The sequence below is a fragment of the Stenotrophomonas sp. AGC87 genome (assembly GCF_057333975.1).
The window spans coordinates 50,899-66,100 of sequence record NZ_JBHFHW010000039.1; the positions used below are offsets into that span (position 1 = coordinate 50,899).

The 15,202-nt window shown below is 66.8% G+C and carries 18 protein-coding genes; 8 read left to right on the forward strand and 10 right to left on the reverse strand.

The features are described 5' to 3' along the window. Positions 1-183: 183 nt before the first annotated feature. Positions 184-1,266, reverse strand: coding sequence for a DNA polymerase IV (gene dinB / locus ACE026_RS16035; RefSeq protein WP_486039843.1), 1,083 nt, complete (start codon positions 1,264-1,266; stop codon positions 184-186). Between the two features lie 231 nt (positions 1,267-1,497). Between dinB and fabA the strand changes: the two genes are divergently transcribed. Beyond that, a complete protein-coding gene (fabA, locus tag ACE026_RS16040; RefSeq protein WP_070471641.1) occupies positions 1,498-2,013 on the forward strand; it encodes a 3-hydroxyacyl-[acyl-carrier-protein] dehydratase FabA in 516 nt (171 codons plus the stop codon). Further along, positions 2,013-3,221 (forward strand): beta-ketoacyl-ACP synthase I, encoded by a 1,209-nt coding sequence (gene fabB / locus ACE026_RS16045; RefSeq protein ID WP_486039844.1) that lies wholly within the window; start codon positions 2,013-2,015, stop codon positions 3,219-3,221. The genes fabA and fabB overlap by 1 nt, the downstream gene beginning before the upstream one ends. Before the next feature lie 76 nt (positions 3,222-3,297). On the opposite strand, the gene ACE026_RS16050 is transcribed toward fabB, so the two are convergent. Genes ACE026_RS16050 through ACE026_RS16060 form a run of 3 tightly spaced genes read right to left on the reverse strand, consistent with a single transcriptional unit; the run spans position 3,298 to position 5,809 of the window. Beyond that, complete coding sequence (locus tag ACE026_RS16050) at positions 3,298-3,990, reverse strand: HAD family hydrolase (protein WP_486039845.1); 693 nt, start codon at positions 3,988-3,990, stop codon at positions 3,298-3,300. Next, entirely contained in the window at positions 3,987-4,691 is a 705-nt protein-coding gene (locus ACE026_RS16055) for a pseudouridine synthase (protein WP_123731283.1), read from the reverse strand. Before ACE026_RS16055 ends, ACE026_RS16050 begins: the two co-directional genes overlap by 4 nt. Further along, entirely contained in the window at positions 4,688-5,809 is a 1,122-nt protein-coding gene (locus ACE026_RS16060; protein WP_486039846.1) for a class I SAM-dependent methyltransferase, read from the reverse strand. The genes ACE026_RS16055 and ACE026_RS16060 overlap by 4 nt, the downstream gene beginning before the upstream one ends. 142 nt (positions 5,810-5,951) lie before the next feature. On the opposite strand from ACE026_RS16060, the gene ACE026_RS16065 reads away from it, so the two are divergent. After that, entirely contained in the window at positions 5,952-6,215 is a 264-nt protein-coding gene (locus ACE026_RS16065) for a hypothetical protein (RefSeq protein WP_486039847.1), read from the forward strand. Between the two features lie 30 nt (positions 6,216-6,245). Here the strand turns inward: ACE026_RS16065 and ACE026_RS16070 are convergent, their stop codons facing one another. After that, entirely contained in the window at positions 6,246-6,536 is a 291-nt protein-coding gene (locus ACE026_RS16070) for a DUF3247 family protein (protein ID WP_486039848.1), read from the reverse strand. 66 nt (positions 6,537-6,602) lie between these two features. After that, positions 6,603-8,591 (reverse strand): hybrid sensor histidine kinase/response regulator, encoded by a 1,989-nt coding sequence (locus ACE026_RS16075; protein WP_486039849.1) that lies wholly within the window; start codon positions 8,589-8,591, stop codon positions 6,603-6,605. Between the two features lie 232 nt (positions 8,592-8,823). Between ACE026_RS16075 and ACE026_RS16080 the strand changes: the two genes are divergently transcribed. Then, positions 8,824-9,390, forward strand: a complete 567-nt coding sequence (locus ACE026_RS16080) for a DUF3016 domain-containing protein (protein ID WP_486039850.1) — start codon at positions 8,824-8,826, stop codon at positions 9,388-9,390. A gap of 8 nt (positions 9,391-9,398) precedes the next feature. Here ACE026_RS16080 and alr read toward each other — a convergent pair whose 3' ends face one another. Together alr and ACE026_RS16090 are read right to left on the reverse strand one after the other, a co-directional pair. After that, positions 9,399-10,472 carry an alanine racemase gene (alr, locus tag ACE026_RS16085; RefSeq protein WP_486039851.1) on the reverse strand — a complete coding sequence of 358 codons (1,074 nt, stop codon included), beginning with the start codon at positions 10,470-10,472 and terminating at the stop codon, positions 9,399-9,401. After that, positions 10,451-11,761 carry a D-amino acid dehydrogenase gene (locus tag ACE026_RS16090; protein ID WP_486039852.1) on the reverse strand — a complete coding sequence of 437 codons (1,311 nt, stop codon included), beginning with the start codon at positions 11,759-11,761 and terminating at the stop codon, positions 10,451-10,453. Before ACE026_RS16090 ends, alr begins: the two co-directional genes overlap by 22 nt. Positions 11,762-11,910: 149 nt before the next feature. Here ACE026_RS16090 and ACE026_RS16095 point away from each other — a divergent pair, with 149 nt between their 5' ends. After that, entirely contained in the window at positions 11,911-12,390 is a 480-nt protein-coding gene (locus tag ACE026_RS16095; protein ID WP_046272909.1) for an Lrp/AsnC ligand binding domain-containing protein, read from the forward strand. Positions 12,391-12,475: 85 nt separating this feature from the next. Here the strand turns inward: ACE026_RS16095 and ACE026_RS16100 are convergent, their stop codons facing one another. After that, on the reverse strand, positions 12,476-12,646 hold the full coding sequence (locus tag ACE026_RS16100) for a lana protein (RefSeq protein ID WP_121042445.1): 171 nt from the start codon (positions 12,644-12,646) through the stop codon (positions 12,476-12,478). Positions 12,647-12,818: 172 nt separating this feature from the next. Continuing rightward, positions 12,819-13,235: a classical arabinogalactan protein 4 gene (locus ACE026_RS16105; protein WP_486039853.1), complete on the reverse strand. Its 417-nt coding sequence runs from the start codon at positions 13,233-13,235 to the stop codon at positions 12,819-12,821. Between the two features lie 127 nt (positions 13,236-13,362). On the opposite strand from ACE026_RS16105, the gene msrB reads away from it, so the two are divergent. From msrB to ACE026_RS16120, 3 genes are all read left to right on the forward strand, one after another. Beyond that, entirely contained in the window at positions 13,363-13,830 is a 468-nt protein-coding gene (gene msrB / locus ACE026_RS16110; protein ID WP_313211764.1) for a peptide-methionine (R)-S-oxide reductase MsrB, read from the forward strand. A gap of 91 nt (positions 13,831-13,921) precedes the next feature. Further along, positions 13,922-14,776 (forward strand): flagellar motor stator protein MotA, encoded by an 855-nt coding sequence (motA, locus tag ACE026_RS16115; protein WP_088432758.1) that lies wholly within the window; start codon positions 13,922-13,924, stop codon positions 14,774-14,776. A 9-nt stretch (positions 14,777-14,785) separates the two neighbouring features. Continuing rightward, a partial coding sequence (locus tag ACE026_RS16120) for a flagellar motor protein MotB (protein WP_486039855.1) occupies positions 14,786-15,202 on the forward strand: 417 nt, incomplete at its 3' end.

A 15,202-nucleotide genomic window follows, 5' to 3' on the forward strand; every position in this document is an offset into this window, starting at 1 on the left:
TACTTGCAGCGGGTCCCGGTACCCCACCCGCGTCGTCCCAAACCCTCACCACGCAGATACCAGCGCCTTAGCAGTTGATCTTGATCTTGATGTTGCTGTCGCCGTTGCCGTTGCCGTTGCCGTTGCCGTCAACACTTGAACAGACCAAGAAAACGGCAGAAAACGCGGACGAATACCGCCCAGCTACACATCACCAAGGTGATCAAACAACCCCGGCTGGCGCACCACCTCCCGCTCCCGGAATCCCCCCAACCCCACCCCCACCAGCCGATACCGCGTCTCCAACGGCAACTCCACCCGCGCCCGCAACCCCAGCGCAATATCGCGCAGCTCCTCCAACGAATCCGGCGGCGACTCCGGCGTAAAACTGCGCGTAATGATCCGGAACTGCGACGTCTTCAACTTCAACACCACCGTATGCCCCACCCGGTCCGTCTTGCGCGTCGCCAGCCACGTCTTCTCCGCCAACTGCACGATCGCCGGCGCCAGATCCTCCAACAACAGATCCTCGGCGAAGGTATCCTCCGACGAAATCGACTGCACCGGCTGATCCGGCTCCACCGGCCGCTCATCCACACCGCGCGCACGATTGAACAACCGTCCACCGAACGTGCCGAACCGCGCCTCCAGTTCCTCCAGCGGCAGCGCACGCAGATCCCCCACCGTCGCCACCCCCAGCTCCGCCAGCTTCGCTGCCATCACCTTGCCCACGCCCGGCACACGGTTCACCGGCAACGGCGTCAGGAACTGCTCGATACGATGCGGCGGCACCACGAACTGCCCATCCGGCTTGCGCCAATCCGAGGCGATCTTCGCCAGGAATTTGTTCGGTGCGATCCCGGCCGAGGCGGTCAACTGCGTCTCTTCGCGGATCTGCGCGCGGATGATCTGCGCGATCTCCGTCGCCACCGTCATCCCGCCCTTGTGCTCGGTCACATCCAGATACGCCTCATCCAGCGACAACGGCTCCACCAGATCCGTATGCCGCAGGAAGATCTCGCGTACCTGGCGTGACACCGCCTTGTAGCGGGCGAAGTCCGGCGGCACGAACACCGCATCCGGACACAGCCGCTCTGCGCGCAGCGCCGGCATCGCCGAACGCACGCCAAACACACGCGCCTCGTACGAGGCCGCGCACACCACCGAGCGCATGCCCCGCCACGCCACCACCACCGGTTTGCCCCGCAAAGAAGGGTCGTCACGCTGCTCCACGGACGCGTAAAACGCATCCATGTCGACGTGAATGATCTTGCGGGGGCGGGACACGGGCGTTGGCACTCGGATTCAGATGAACAAGATTACAGCCACACGCCGCAGTATGGTTGTTGGATAACAACAACATGCGTTTTTGAACCTGAAAACACTACGGCGGCGTACGGTTAAAACGTTTGATTGAATCACTTTTTCTCATGCACTCTTGAGCACTTGCTTCATGCAAGAGCAGTCGACCTGTGGTCGGCTCACCCCGATGACAACTTCCTCAGGATTGCGTTTTCCATGACTCGTCTCAACGCGTTCTCGCGCGACCAGCTGCTGGCCAGCGCCCGCGGTGAACTGTTCGGCCCGGGCAGCGGTCGCCTGCCCAATGATCCGATGCTGATGTTCGATCGCATCACCGATATCCGCGAGGACGGCGGCCCACACGGCAAAGGCATGGTACGCGCGGAACTGGATATCCGCCCTGACCTGTGGTTCTTCGACTGCCACTTCCTCGGCGACCCGGTCATGCCTGGCTGCCTCGGCCTGGATGCCATGTGGCAGCTGACCGGCTTCTTCCTGACCTGGATCGGTGCGCCCGGCCGTGGCCGCGCCCTGGGCTGCGGTGAAGTGAAATTCACCGGCCAGGTGCTGCCGAGCGCCAAGCGCGTCACCTACGAAATCGACATCTCGCGCGTCATCAACCGCAAGCTGGTGATGGCACAGTCCGACGCCCGCATGCTGGTGGACGGTCGCGAAATCTACTCTGCCAAAGACCTGCGTGTAGGTCTGTTCACTTCCACTGAGAACTTCTGATGCGTCGCGTCGTCATTACCGGAATGGGCATCACTTCGTGCCTGGGCAACGATCTGGACACCGTGTCCTCCGCACTGCGTGAAGGCCGTGCCGGCATCCGCCACCTGCCCGATCATGCCGAAGCCGGCCTGCGCAGCCATGTCGGCGGCAACATCGAGCTGGACCTGGATGCGCAGATCGACCGCAAAGTGAAGCGCTTCATGAGCGATGCCTCGGCGTATGCGTACATCGCCATGCGCGATGCGATCGCCGATGCCGGCCTGGACGAGGCGCAGGTCGCCAACCCGCGGACCGGCCTGATCGCCGGCTCCGGCGGCGGCTCCAGCCAGTGGCAGGTGGAATCGGCCGACATCCTGCGCGCGCGTGGCGTGCGCAAGGTGGGCCCGTACATGGTGCCGCGCACGATGTGCTCCACCGTGTCGGCCTGCCTGGCCACCGCGTTCCAGATCAAGGGCCTGAGCTACTCGCTCTCGGCCGCCTGCGCCACCTCCGCGCATTGCATCGGCGCCGCTGCGGATCTGATCCGCCATGGCGCGCAGGACGTGATGTTCGCCGGTGGCGGTGAAGACCTGCACTGGTCGATGAGCGTGATGTTCGATGCGATGGGCGCCCTGTCGACCCGCTTCAACGACACGCCGGCCTCGGCCTCGCGCCCGTACGACAAGGACCGCGACGGCTTCGTCATCGCCGGTGGCGGCGGCATGCTGGTGCTGGAAGACTACGACCACGCCGTGGCCCGTGGCGCGCGCATCTATGCCGAGCTGGTCGGTTACGGCGTCACCTCCGACGGTGCCGACATGGTCGCCCCCTCCGGTGAAGGCGCGGTGCGCTGCATGAACATGGCGATGGAGCACATCACCGCCCCGATCGACTACCTCAACACGCATGGCACCTCGACCCCACTGGGCGACGTCACCGAGTTGAAGGCGGTGCGCGAAGTGTTCGGCGACACCATCCCGCCGCTGTCCTCGACCAAGGCGCTGTCGGGTCACTCGCTGGGTGCGGCAAGCGTGCATGAAGCGATCTACTGCCTGCTGATGATGCGCGACGGCTTCATCGCCGGCTCGGCCAACATCGGCGAGCTGGACCCGCTGGTGGAAGGCTTCCCGATCGTGCGCGAGACGCAGCCGGCGCAGCTGAACACCGTGATGTCCAACAGCTTCGGCTTTGGCGGCACGAATGCGGCGCTGGTGTTCAGCCGCCTCTGACTGCAGCCTGTGTCCGCATGAAAAAGCCCGGCCATGTGCCGGGCTTTTTCGTGGTCCAAACGGGCAACGCCGTTCGTTAACGCGCGCCAGTCACCGGCAGCAGCGGCACCAACAACTGCCGTGCATCCAGCAGCGAATCCACGATGCGATGCCCCAGCGCGCGCAGTTCCTCATCCGGATGCACCAGGTCCGGCACCTGGATGGCGGTCATGCCCGCACCCACGGCCGCGCGGATACCGGCCGGGGAATCTTCCAGCGCCAGGCAGCGCGCCGGGTCCTTGCCCAGCTTCTGCGCGGCCAGCAGGTAGATGTCCGGGGCGGGCTTGGGATGCGCGACATCGCTGCTGGTCACCACCACCTCGAAGAACGGCAGCAACCCAGCGGCGGCCAGCTTGCGCGAAGCGCGCGGCTGGCGGGTGGAGGTCGCCACCGCGCGCGGCACACCGTGATCGTGCAGCAGCTGCAGGATCTCCAGGATGCCGGGGCGCAGCGGCAGCCCCTGCTGCGTGCGCACTTCGTACAGATCGTGGCAGCGCGCGAACAGCGCGGCGACCTGCTCGGCATTCACCGTCTGCAGCAGCAGGCGTTCGCAATCGCGATCGCCCAGGCCCACCATGCGCAGCCAGAACCCTTCCGGGAACGGCAACGCCAGCTCCTGCGCCGCCTGCGACCAGCACGCGATCGAGACCCGTTCGCTGTCGATCATCAGGCCGTCCATATCGAAGATGACGGCGTCGGGCAGGAACGGCAGCGCGGCGAAAGCACTCATGGGACGTTGAACAGCGTCTCGAGATCGGCCGCATCGAGCATGCGCCACTCGCCTTCAGGCAGTTCGCCCAGCGAGAGCCCACCGATGCGGCTGCGGTGCAGCGCCTCGACGTGGTTGCCGACGGCCGCGAACATCCGGCGGGCCTGGTGGTAGCGGCCTTCGTGCAGGACCAGCTGCGCCTGGCGCGGACCGTTCACGTGCAGCTCGGCCGGCAGCAGGGGCTTGTCGTCCGATTCCAGCAGCAGGCCGCCGCTGGCGAAACGCGCGGTTTCATCGCCGCGCAGATCTTCGGCCAAGGTGACCTCGTAGGCCTTGTCCAGGCGCGACTTCGGCGACACGATCCGGTGCAGCAGCGCGCCGTCGTCGGTCATCAGCAGCATGCCGCTGGTGTCGCGATCCAAACGGCCCACCGAGGACAGCACCGGCGCGCGGTCGCGGTAACGCGGCGGCAGCAGGTCGTAGATCAGCCGGCCCTTGTCCTTGGTCGAACAGGTGTAGCCGCGCGGCTTGTGCAGCAGCAGGGTCAGCCCCTGCGGCGGATCCAGCGGCTCACCCTCGACCCGGATCGCCTCGTGCGCGACTGCGTCATCGGCGTACAGCACCTCGCCCTCGGCATCGGTGATCAGGCCGGCGCGGAACATGCCCTGCACCTGCTTGCGGCTGCCATAGCCCAGGTTGGCCAACAGCTTGACCAGCTTCATGCGCGGCCTCCACGGCCCCACTTCGGCTCGGTGCTGCGCGGCGTGCGGACCGGCGTGACGCTCTTGCTGGCCTTGGTCGCTTCGATCAGCTTGAAGCCATCGCGCTCGGCCGCCACGCGGACCTGGCCGAAGCTCTCGTTGAGGATCTGCTCGTACGGCAGGTGACGGTTGGCCACCAGCCACATCCGGCCGCCCGGGCGCAGCGCCTGCGCGGCCACGGCGATGAAACGCTGGCCGATATCGGGGCGATCCGCGCGCGACGGGGTGTGGAACGGCGGGTTGGTCACGATGAAGTCGTACTCGCCCTCGATCCCGGCGGTGACGTCCTGCCAGTGATAGGCCAGCGCGGCCGGCTTGCCGAGCGCGGCGAGGTTCTCGCGGGCCAGCGCCAGCGCGCGGCCTTCGGCCTCGTACAGGTCCAGCGCGGTCACGTTCGGGCAGCGCGCCAGCACTTCGGCGGACAGATAGCCGAAGCCGGCGCCCAGATCGGCGCCACGCCCGGCCAGATCGGCCGGCAGCTGTTCGACCAGCAGCGCCGAGGCGGGGTCGATGCGGTCCCAGGCGAAGATGCCCGGGCGGCTCTGGAAGCGGCCGCCAAGGATCGCGCGCGGCGCGTCCAGGGTTGCCCAGCGCTGCGCAAGCGCGGCGTCGTGCTGGCCGTTGAGCGGCGCGGTCCAGTAGGCACGGCAGTGGTTCTTGGTCAGCTTGCCGCCGAGGCCGGCCAGCTGCTGCAGGTCGCCTTCGCCGGAGCGGGCGCCTTCGTTGTTGTGCTGGCAGGCCACCACGATGCCACCCGGGGCGGTCAGGGCCAGCGCACGGGCGAACAGGGCCTTGGCTTCCTCGCGCTGGCGCGGCGGCAGCACCAGCACCACGGCATAGCGGGTGGCATCGCCGGCCAGCTGCTGCTCGTCACGCACGGTCCAGCCACTGGCTTCCAGGGCATCGGCGAACGGGCGGAAGCTCTGCTCGCAGACCAGCTGCGCCGGCTGGGCGTGCTCGCGCAGCGGTGCGCCATCGCGGGCGCGCAGGAACAGCACGGGGCCGGCCGGCCAGGACAGTGCGCCACTGGCGAACGGCAGGAACAGGGTTTCCAGGGGAGCGTCGTGCTGGGCAGCCATGCGGGGGCACATCTTGAAAAGAGGCCGCCATTCTACCGGTTCGCCCCGCCCCACCCGGATTTGCGTTTATTCAACGTCCTGTTGATGCCCTGACAACATCCAAACCGGCAGGGTGGAGCCTCACTTCCCGTGGAGATGGCTCATGCGTGCATTGTTCGTCGGTGGCGTAGTCGACAACAGCGAGATGGACATGGAGGGCAGCCAACCACCGGTGCATTACCCCGAAGACACCGGCGGCGGCCATTCCCGCTACCGCCTGCACCAGGTCGGCAAGACCGCCGATGGCAGCGTGGCCTACGCGGTCTATGGCGCCCCGGACCTGGCCGATGAAGAGGTGGCGCGCATCGCCGATGAACGGGCCTACGCGCGCCGTTTCGAGGCCGACCCCAGCGAATTCACCCACTGAGCCCTGCCCAGCCGCGCCTGCCCGCCGCGATCACTCGCGGTAGGGCAGCTGCCGGATGACGGTGATCTGGTCCAGCCACACCACGTGCTGCTGGACCGGGGTATCCAGGTCGTCCAACCGCAGCTGGCCATTGCTCCCTTCGTTCTCGTCGGCGTCGCGGTACTGCTGCAGCGTCGGCTGCACCGCGACGGTGCCCAGCAGGCGGCTGCCATCCTCCAGCGTGAGTTCGACCTGGGTCTGGCCGTGCAGCTGCGGTAGCAGGGCTTCCAGCGCCGCGATGGCGGCCGGATCGGTATGGATGCGGGGGGCGTAACGGGACATGGCAACTCCTGTGGCGTACGCCCTCAGTGTGCCCGCGGCGGCGTCAACACGCCGCCAACGCAGGGCTCAGCGCGTACCGCCCAGGACACCGCGTACAGCGGCTACCAGCTGCGCCACCGAATACGGCTTGGCCACATGCTCCTGGAAGCCCGACGCCAACGCACGCTTGCGGTCGTCCGCGCGTGCCAGCGCCGTCACCGCGACGGCAGGCAGTGCTTCCGGCTCGACGCCCATGTTGTCGCGCAGGGTGCGCACCAGCCCGTAACCGTCCATGCCGGGCATGCCGATATCGGTCAGCAGCGCATCGATGCCGTCATGGCCGTTCTCGTTGAGCAGCGCCAGCGCCTCGCCTGCAGAGGAGGCCGTGGTGACCGAGGCCCCCTGCTCTTCCAGCAGCCGCCGCAGGTACTCCAGCACTTCGGGCTGGTCTTCCACGGCCAGCAGATGCAGGCCCTTGAGCGGATACGGCTCGATGATCTGCTCGGTGATGGGGCCGCTGAATACTTCGCGCAACGGGCGGCCATCGGCCTGCGGCTGATAGCGCGGCAGGCGCACGTTGAAGCTGGCCCCGTGCCCGTGGCCGTCGCTGCTGGCCGCCACCGCGCCGCCGTGCAGTTCCACCAGCTGCTGTACGATCGCCAGCCCCAGCCCCAATCCGCCGTGGCGGCGTGTGGTGGTGCCGTCGGCCTGGCGGAACCGGCTGAACAGATGGCGCAGGAACTCCGGCGCAATGCCGTCACCGGAGTCGGTCACGGTGATCGACCAATGCCCGCCATCGGCAGCCAGGGTCAGTACCACGCGCCCCTCGGCCGGGGTGAATTTGATCGCGTTGGAGAGCAGGTTCCACAGCACCTGCTGCAGGCGGGTGGCATCGCCGAGCACCAGGCAGGGCTCGTCGGGCATCACCAGCTCCATCGACAACGCCTTGCCTTCGGCGACCAGCTCCTGCGCGCGCATCGCCTCTTCCAGCTGCGCACGCAGATCCAGCATTTCCACTTCCAGCTGCACCTTGCCCAGCAGCATGCTGCTCAGGTCCAGCATGTCCGAGATCAGCCGCTTCTGCGCCATCGCACTGTTGGCGATCACGCCCAGGCCTTTGTACATCGGGCTGGTGTTGTCGATGCGCTGCAGCAGCAGTTCGCTCCAGCCCAGGATGGTGGTCAGCGGGGTACGCAGCTCGTGCGAGAGCGTGGCCAGGAATTCATCCTTCAACCGCGCCATGTTCTCGGCCGCGCTGCGCGCCGCACGTTCGGACTGCAGCAGTTCCTCGCGCGCCATTTCGATCTCGCGGCGCTCGGTCACATCCGGACTGCTGCCGGCCAGACCGATGAAACGGCCCATGCGCGAGAAGCGCGGCCGGGCGTTCATTTCCAGCCAGCGCCATTGGCCATCGGCGCGACGGCCGCGCACCAGCGCATGCATGGAGCGCTGCGATTTCAGCGCCTCCTGCAGTTCGTAATCAAACACCGAAGCATCATCGGGATGCACCAGGCCACGCCAGACATCATCCGGCACGCGCTGCTCATCGCCTCCAAAAAACTCGCTGAAGGCACTGTTGACGAAGCGCGAATGGCCGCGCTCATCCAGCACCCAGACCGGCATCGGCAGGCCATCGGCCAGCGCGCTGAAGCGCGCCTCGCTTTCGGCCAGTTCCACCTCGATGTGCTTGCGGTTGGTGATGTCGAAGAACACCACGGCCACCAGATGCTCGTCCGGCTCGCCCACGCTGACCGCTTCCACCGAGTACCACCGGTTCAGCGCGCGCGCTTCCATCTCGAACTGTTTGGACTGCCCGGTACGCGCCACCTCGCCATAGGTGCGGTACCAGTCCGATTCATGGCCGGGCTGCAGGCTGCTCATCCGCTGCCCGCAGGCATTGTCGAGCCCGGTATTGCGCGAAAACGCCTCGTTGACCTCGACAAACCGGTAGTCCACACCCACCCCGGCATCATCGAAGATCACTTCGATGATGCAGAACCCCGCATTCAGGCGCTCAAGTACCGTGCGATACAGGGCCGGATCCGGCGATGAAGCCAGGAAGGAGGAGCGTTCCAACGTCGAAGTGGGCAGGCTGGGCAAGGGCTTCAATGAGGCAACTGGCGAAACAGAGGAGGACAGGATCGGCCAACGCGCGTATTCGCAGCGTCAAGCGCCGAGGGTCGGGGGCAGCCTGGGTGAATTGGCGCCAACCGCAGTGCCGGAGCATACACGCGTGGATTGTCCCTCACCCGGATCAGGATCACACTGGGTGCCTGATCCCACTTGTGATCGCGACCCAGGAGTTGTCATGAACCGCACATCCCTGATCGCCGGGGCCTTGGCCGGCCTGCTGCTCATCGGCAGCGCCACGGCGGCCCCGCGCACGGTGACCGACCCGCAGGCCCCGCGCGCCCTCAAGGCGGAGGGTCCGGTCCAGGTGACGTGGACCGACCCGGCCCAGTTCACCGAGATCCGCCAGAGCAACAACCGCTTTGAAGCCGAACGCGGTGACTGGGTCCAGCAGCTGGCCAAGTACGTGCAGACCACGGCCGGCAAAGAGCTGCAGCCCGGCCAGACGCTGGAGGTGACCTTCACCGACATCAAGCGCGCCGGCGATTACGAGCCGTGGCACGGCCCGCGCGCCAACGACATCCGGGTGATGCGCGATATCTACCCCCCGCGCGTGACCCTGACCTACACCCTGAAGGATGCCCAGGGCCAGGTGATCGGCGAAGGCGAGCGCAAGCTGCAGGACACCGGCTACCTGCACAACATCGGGCGGCAGAGCGACACCGACCCGCTGCGCTACGAGAAGCGCCTGCTGGATGATTGGATCCGGCGCGATCTGCGCAACGAGGCCACGGCCAGCAACTGAGGGATGCCTCAGCTGCCGGCGTACTCGCGCACCACCCGCTTCACGCCACACGGCAGCTGGTAGGCACTGACCCCGCACAGCGGCGCCAGGGCCTCGATGCGCGGGGCCTCGCCCCACAGCGTCACCGTGCTGCCGATGCCCGCCTGCGGGAGGTGGGTCAGGTCCACGGTGAGCATGTCCATCGAGACCCGGCCGATCACGATGCCCGGCTGGCCATCGATGCGGACCGGGGTGCCGTTCGGCGCGAACTGCGGGTAGCCATCGGCATAGCCGAGTGCCACGACCCCCACCCGGGTCGGCCGCTGCGCGACGAAGCGCGCGCCATAGCCGACCGGCTCGCCGACCGCGATGTCGCGCACGGCAAAGATTTTCGAGCGCATGGTCATCACCGGGCGCAGCCGCTCGGTCAGGGCCGTGTGCGCCGGCATCGGGTTGATCCCGTACAGCATCAGGCCCGGGCGCACCCAGTCACTGCGCACCGCCGGCCAGCCCAGCAGCGCCGGCGAGTTGCACAGGCTGGTCTGCCCGGCCAGGCCTTCAATGGCGGCGGCAAAGACGTCGGCCTGCTCGCGGGTGCGCGGGCTGTCCAGCTCGTCGGCGCGCGCCATGTGGGTCATCAGCACCATCGGCCCGACATGCGCCAGCGCACTGAGCGTGGCATGCGCGGCGCGGAACTCATCCGGCCACAGGCCCAGGCGATGCATGCCACTGTCCAGCTTCAACCACACGGTGAGCGTGGCGGTGGTCTGGAACGCGGCCACCGCCTCCACCTGCCACGGTGCGCCAACGGCGAACCACAGGTCGTGCTCGACGATCAGCGGCAGTTCGTCAGCATCGAAGAAGCCTTCCAGCAGCAGGATCGGGCCGGTGATGCCGGCCTGGCGCAGTTCCAGCGCTTCCTCGATGCAGGCCACGCCGAAGGCATCGGCCTCGTCCTGCAGCGCGCGGGCGCAGCGCACCGCACCGTGCCCGTAGGCATCGGCCTTGATCACCGCAACGGCCTTGCCGCCCCCCAGTTCGCGTGCCAGCCGGTAGTTGCTGCGCAGCGCGTCCAGATCAATCAACGCACGGGCTGGGCGCATGAACTCGGCTCACGGTGACGGACGGATGCGGCGTGGTGGCTGTAGCGGAAGATATCCAGGCCTTCGGTGCTGATCTGTGGCTGGCGGGCATCCATCAGGGCGGCCAGGTAGCGGCCGGAGCCGCAGGCCATGGTCCAGCCCAGGGTGCCGTGGCCGGTATTGAGGAACAGGTTGCGGTACGGCGTGGCGCCGACCACCGGGGTGCCGTCCGGCGTGGCCGGGCGCAGGCCGGTCCAGAACTCGGCGCGCGACAGGTCGCCGCCCTCCGGGTACAGATCGCGCACCACCTTCTCCAGCGTGGCGCGGCGGCGCGGCGAGAGGGACAGGTCGAACCCGCCCACTTCGGCCATGCCACCCACGCGGATGCGGTCGTCGAAACGGGTCACGGCCACCTTGTAGCTTTCATCCAGGATGGTCGAGGTCGGGGCCATCGCCGGGTTGGTGATCGGCAGCGTCAGCGAGTAGCCCTTGAGCGGGTACACCGGCAGCTGCATGCCCAGGGGAGCGACCAGCGACGGCGAATAGCTGCCCAGCGCGACCACGTAGTGATCGGCGGTTTCCAGCTTGCCGTCGATGCGCACACCGGTGATGCGGTCGCCATCGCTCTGCAGGCCGGCGATGTCCTGGTCGAAGCGGAACTCCACCCCGGCATCGACGCACATCTGTGCCAGGCGACGGGTGAACAACTGGCAATCGCCGGTCTGGTCGCGCGGCAGCCGCAGCGCGCCGACCAGTTTGTCGGCCACGCCTGCCAGTGCCGGTTCGTGGGCGATGATGCCGTCGCGGTCGAGCACCTCATACGGCACGCCGTACTGGGCCAGCACTTCGATGTCCTGCGCGGAGGCATCCAGCTGCTGCTGGGTACGGAACAGCTGGGTGGTGCCCAGGTCGCGGCCTTCGAACTCGATGCCGGTCTCGCGGCGCAGCTCATTGAGGCAGTCGCGGCTGTACTCGGACATGCGCACCATGCGCGCTTTGTTGATCGCATAGCGCTCATGCGTGCAGTTGCGCAGCATCTGCGCCAGCCAACGGTACTGGTGCCAGTCCAGGCCCGGGCGGATCGCCAGCGGGGCATGCTCGGAGAACAGCCACTTGACCGCCTTCAGCGGCACGCCCGGCGCGGCCCACGGCGAGGTGTAGCCGAACGACAGCTGGCCTGCGTTGGCGAAACTGGTTTCCAGCGCCGGACCGGGCTGGCGGTCGACGACCGTGACTTCAAACCCGGCCTGCCGCAGGTACCAGGCACTGGTCGTGCCGATCACACCGCTGCCAAGGACTAGAACGCGCATGACACCTCTCCAACCCGATCATTCCCTGCGCAGGAGCACGCCGGGACCATAATTGAGGAAGTATAGTCAGCCACAACCAATCAATTCGCCTGTTTTTCCAGCATCAGGCAGGGTATTGTCTCGCGAACATCCTTGAGAGGCTGACGCCGATGGCCACGCGTGCCCGCGAACTGGACAAGATCGACCGCAAGATCCTGCGCATCCTGCAGGCCGAGGGTCGGATTTCGTTCACCGAACTGGGCGAACGGGTCGGGCTGTCGACCACGCCGTGCACCGAGCGCGTGCGCCGGCTGGAGCGCGACGGAGCGATCACCGGCTACTACGCCAAGCTCGATCCGCATTACCTCAAGGCCAGTCTGCTGGTGTTCGTGGAGATCAGCCTGGCCTACAAATCCGGCGACATCTTTGAAGAGTTCCGGCGCGCGGCGTTGAAGCTGCCCAATGTGCTGGAATGTCATCTGGTCTCGGGCGATTTCGACTACCTGCTCAAGGCCCGCATCAGCGAGATGGCCTCGTACCGCAAGCTGCTGGGCAGCACCTTGTTGACCTTGCCGCACGTGCGCGAATCCAAGAGCTACATCGTGATGGAGGAGGTCAAGGAGACCTTGACCCTGCCGATTCCGGATTGATCCGGTCACGTGCTGAGCTGCAGGGCTGAAACGCAAAAAGGCGGCGCGCATGTGCGCACCGCCTTCGTTCATTGCGCCAAGCGCATCAGCGCTGCTGTTTCTGGTCCTGATGCTTCTGATCCTGCTGCTTGCCGCCCTTCTGATTCTGCTGGTCCCACTGCTGCTGGTTCTGCTGGCCGGGCTTCTGGTTCTGTTGCTGACTGCCCTGCTGCTCCTGCGGCGTCTTGCCGGGACTGCGGTTCTGCTGGTTAGCCATGATTGCACTCTTCTCGAAAAACCTCGGGGGATGCGCTGTGTTGCGGCGCAGGTACAGGGTCCCGCCAATCCGGTTAATCACAGGCGAAAAAACAGTGAGGCCTTGCGTTGACGGGGATGACTGCGCGGGCGGCGATGTAAACCATTCATGTTGCCGCCTGCCACCACGAGCGTCAGGGTTTGATCTGTTGGCCGTCACCGCTGGGGACGGCGTCGTAATAGCGGCCGGTGCGGGTATCGAGCACGCGGTTCGGGCCTACCTGCTTGACCCCCGGAATGATCCGGCCGTGGCGGTCGTAGACCTTGCTCTGCACAGCCGGGCCCTGCAGCGGTGCGGGCTGCGCGGGGCCTTTGCTTTGGATCGGGTGCGTGCGCAGCTGCTGCTGGGTCTGCGAGGACGACTTCACCGGGGCCATCCTGTCGGACAGGCTGTCGACCGGCACCGGTTGCACGGCCGGGGGCTGTGGCGCGGGCTGCGGCGTGACCACCGGCCGCGTCGCGGTGGGCCTGGGCGGCGGGCCGATCTGCGCGGCCGCGGTCAACGGCAGCAGCACCAGCAAGGCAGCGGCGAGGCGGCGTGGGCGGTACATGGCGATCTCCCGGCGGCGGTTCAGGTCTTCACCATGCACCGCCACGGGTATCAGCACGATGAATGCCCCGGCTTGAACCTCTAGAGGCAACAGCCCAATCTACGTACCACATCAATAGGGAATGCTTATGACAGCTTTCGACCTTTCCCCGCCCACTGACGCCCAGCGCCAGGCCTTGGTGGCCGGCCTCAGCGCCGATGAACAGCGCGTGCTGCTTCACCATGGCACCGAGGCGCCGTTCTGCGGGGTCTTCCTGGACAACAAGCAGGACGGGGTCTACGGCTGCCGGTTGTGCGGCCTGCCGCTGTTCCGCTCCAGCACCAAGTTCGACTCCGGCACTGGCTGGCCGAGCTTCTTCGCGCCCTTCGACCCGGCGCATGTCCGCGAGATCCGCGACGCCAGCCATGGCATGGTCCGCACCGAGATCGTCTGTGCGCGGTGTGACAGCCATCTCGGCCATGTTTTCCCCGATGGCCCGCCGCCGACCCATGAACGCCACTGCCTGAACTCGGTCTCGCTGTCGTTCACGCCCAACGGGCAGGCCTATCCGGATCCGTTGCAGCGCGGTGGTGCGGAAGCCGAGCCGGCCGCCTGAATCCGGAAAAGTGTGACATCGAGCGAACGCCCCCCTTCAGAAAGGGCGTGAAGGGGCCGACATGGAGGTATCCCCTTCCCGCGTCGGCCCCATGCTCATCATCGTTGGACTTCTCGTCGTCATCCTCAGCGTGCTTGGCGGCTATGTCGGCGCGCACGGCAAACTCGGCGCGCTGTGGCAGCCCTATGAACTGGTGATCATCGGCGGTGCGGCACTGGGCGCGTTCCTGGTCGGCACCCCGGTCAAAACCGTGAAGCAGACCCTGCAGGCCACCGTAGGCGTGTTCAAGGGCCCGCGCTACAAGCAGCAGGACTACATCGACGTCCTGAGCCTGCTCTACGAACTGCTCAACAAGGCGCGCCGCGAAGGCTTCATGGCGCTGGAAGACCACGTTGAGCGCCCGGCCGAGAGCAGCATCTTCGCCAATTACCCCAAGGTGCAGGCCGACCATCACCTGGTCGACTTCATCACCGATTGCCTGCGCCTGATGATCGGCAGCAACATCGAGCCGCACGAGCTGGAACCGCTGCTGGAGCTGGAGCTGGAGAAGCACCACGGCGAGGCGATGCAGCCGGCCGCGGTGCTCAACAAGGTCGCCGACGGCCTGCCCGGCTTCGGCATCGTCGCCGCAGTGCTGGGCATCGTGATCACGATGGGCTCGATCGGCGGGGAAATCACCGAGGTCGGTGCGCACGTCGCCGGCGCGCTGGTCGGCACCTTCCTGGGCATCCTGCTGGCCTATGGCTTCGTCGGCCCGCTGGCCTCGGCCGTGGAAGCCCGTGCCGAACAGGACGCGCGCATCTACGAATCGGTCAAGACCGCCCTGCTGGCCTGCCTGCGCGGCTACAACCCGAAGATCGCCCTGGAATTCGCCCGCAAGACCCTGCCCTCCAACGTGCGCCCGGGCTTCAGCGAGTTCGAACAGCACCTCAAGACGGTCAAGTAAGGCAGCGCCATGGCCGAGACCAAACCCACCGTCATCGTCCGCCGGGTCAAGAAGGCCGGCCACGCCGCGCACCATGGCGGTGCCTGGAAGGTGGCCTATGCCGACTTCGTTACCGCGATGATGGCCTTCTTCCTGGTGCTGTGGCTGATGGCCGCCACCAGCAAGCCAGAGCGCGCGGCAATCTCCGAGTACTTCCGCAACCCCAGCCCGCTGGCCGGCAGCAGTTCCACCCCGGCCCCGGGCATGGCCGGCCCAGGCGGCGCCAGTACCTCGATGATCAAGCTGGGCGGCGCGACCGACATCTCGCGCGGCAACAGCAACGATCCCTTCCAGAACCAGCAGGCCTCCAGGCCCGTGCCGCAGGAAGACGAGCGCGAGCGCGAAAAACGCCAGCTGGAAGCGCTCAAGCAGGAGCTGGAAGAAGCG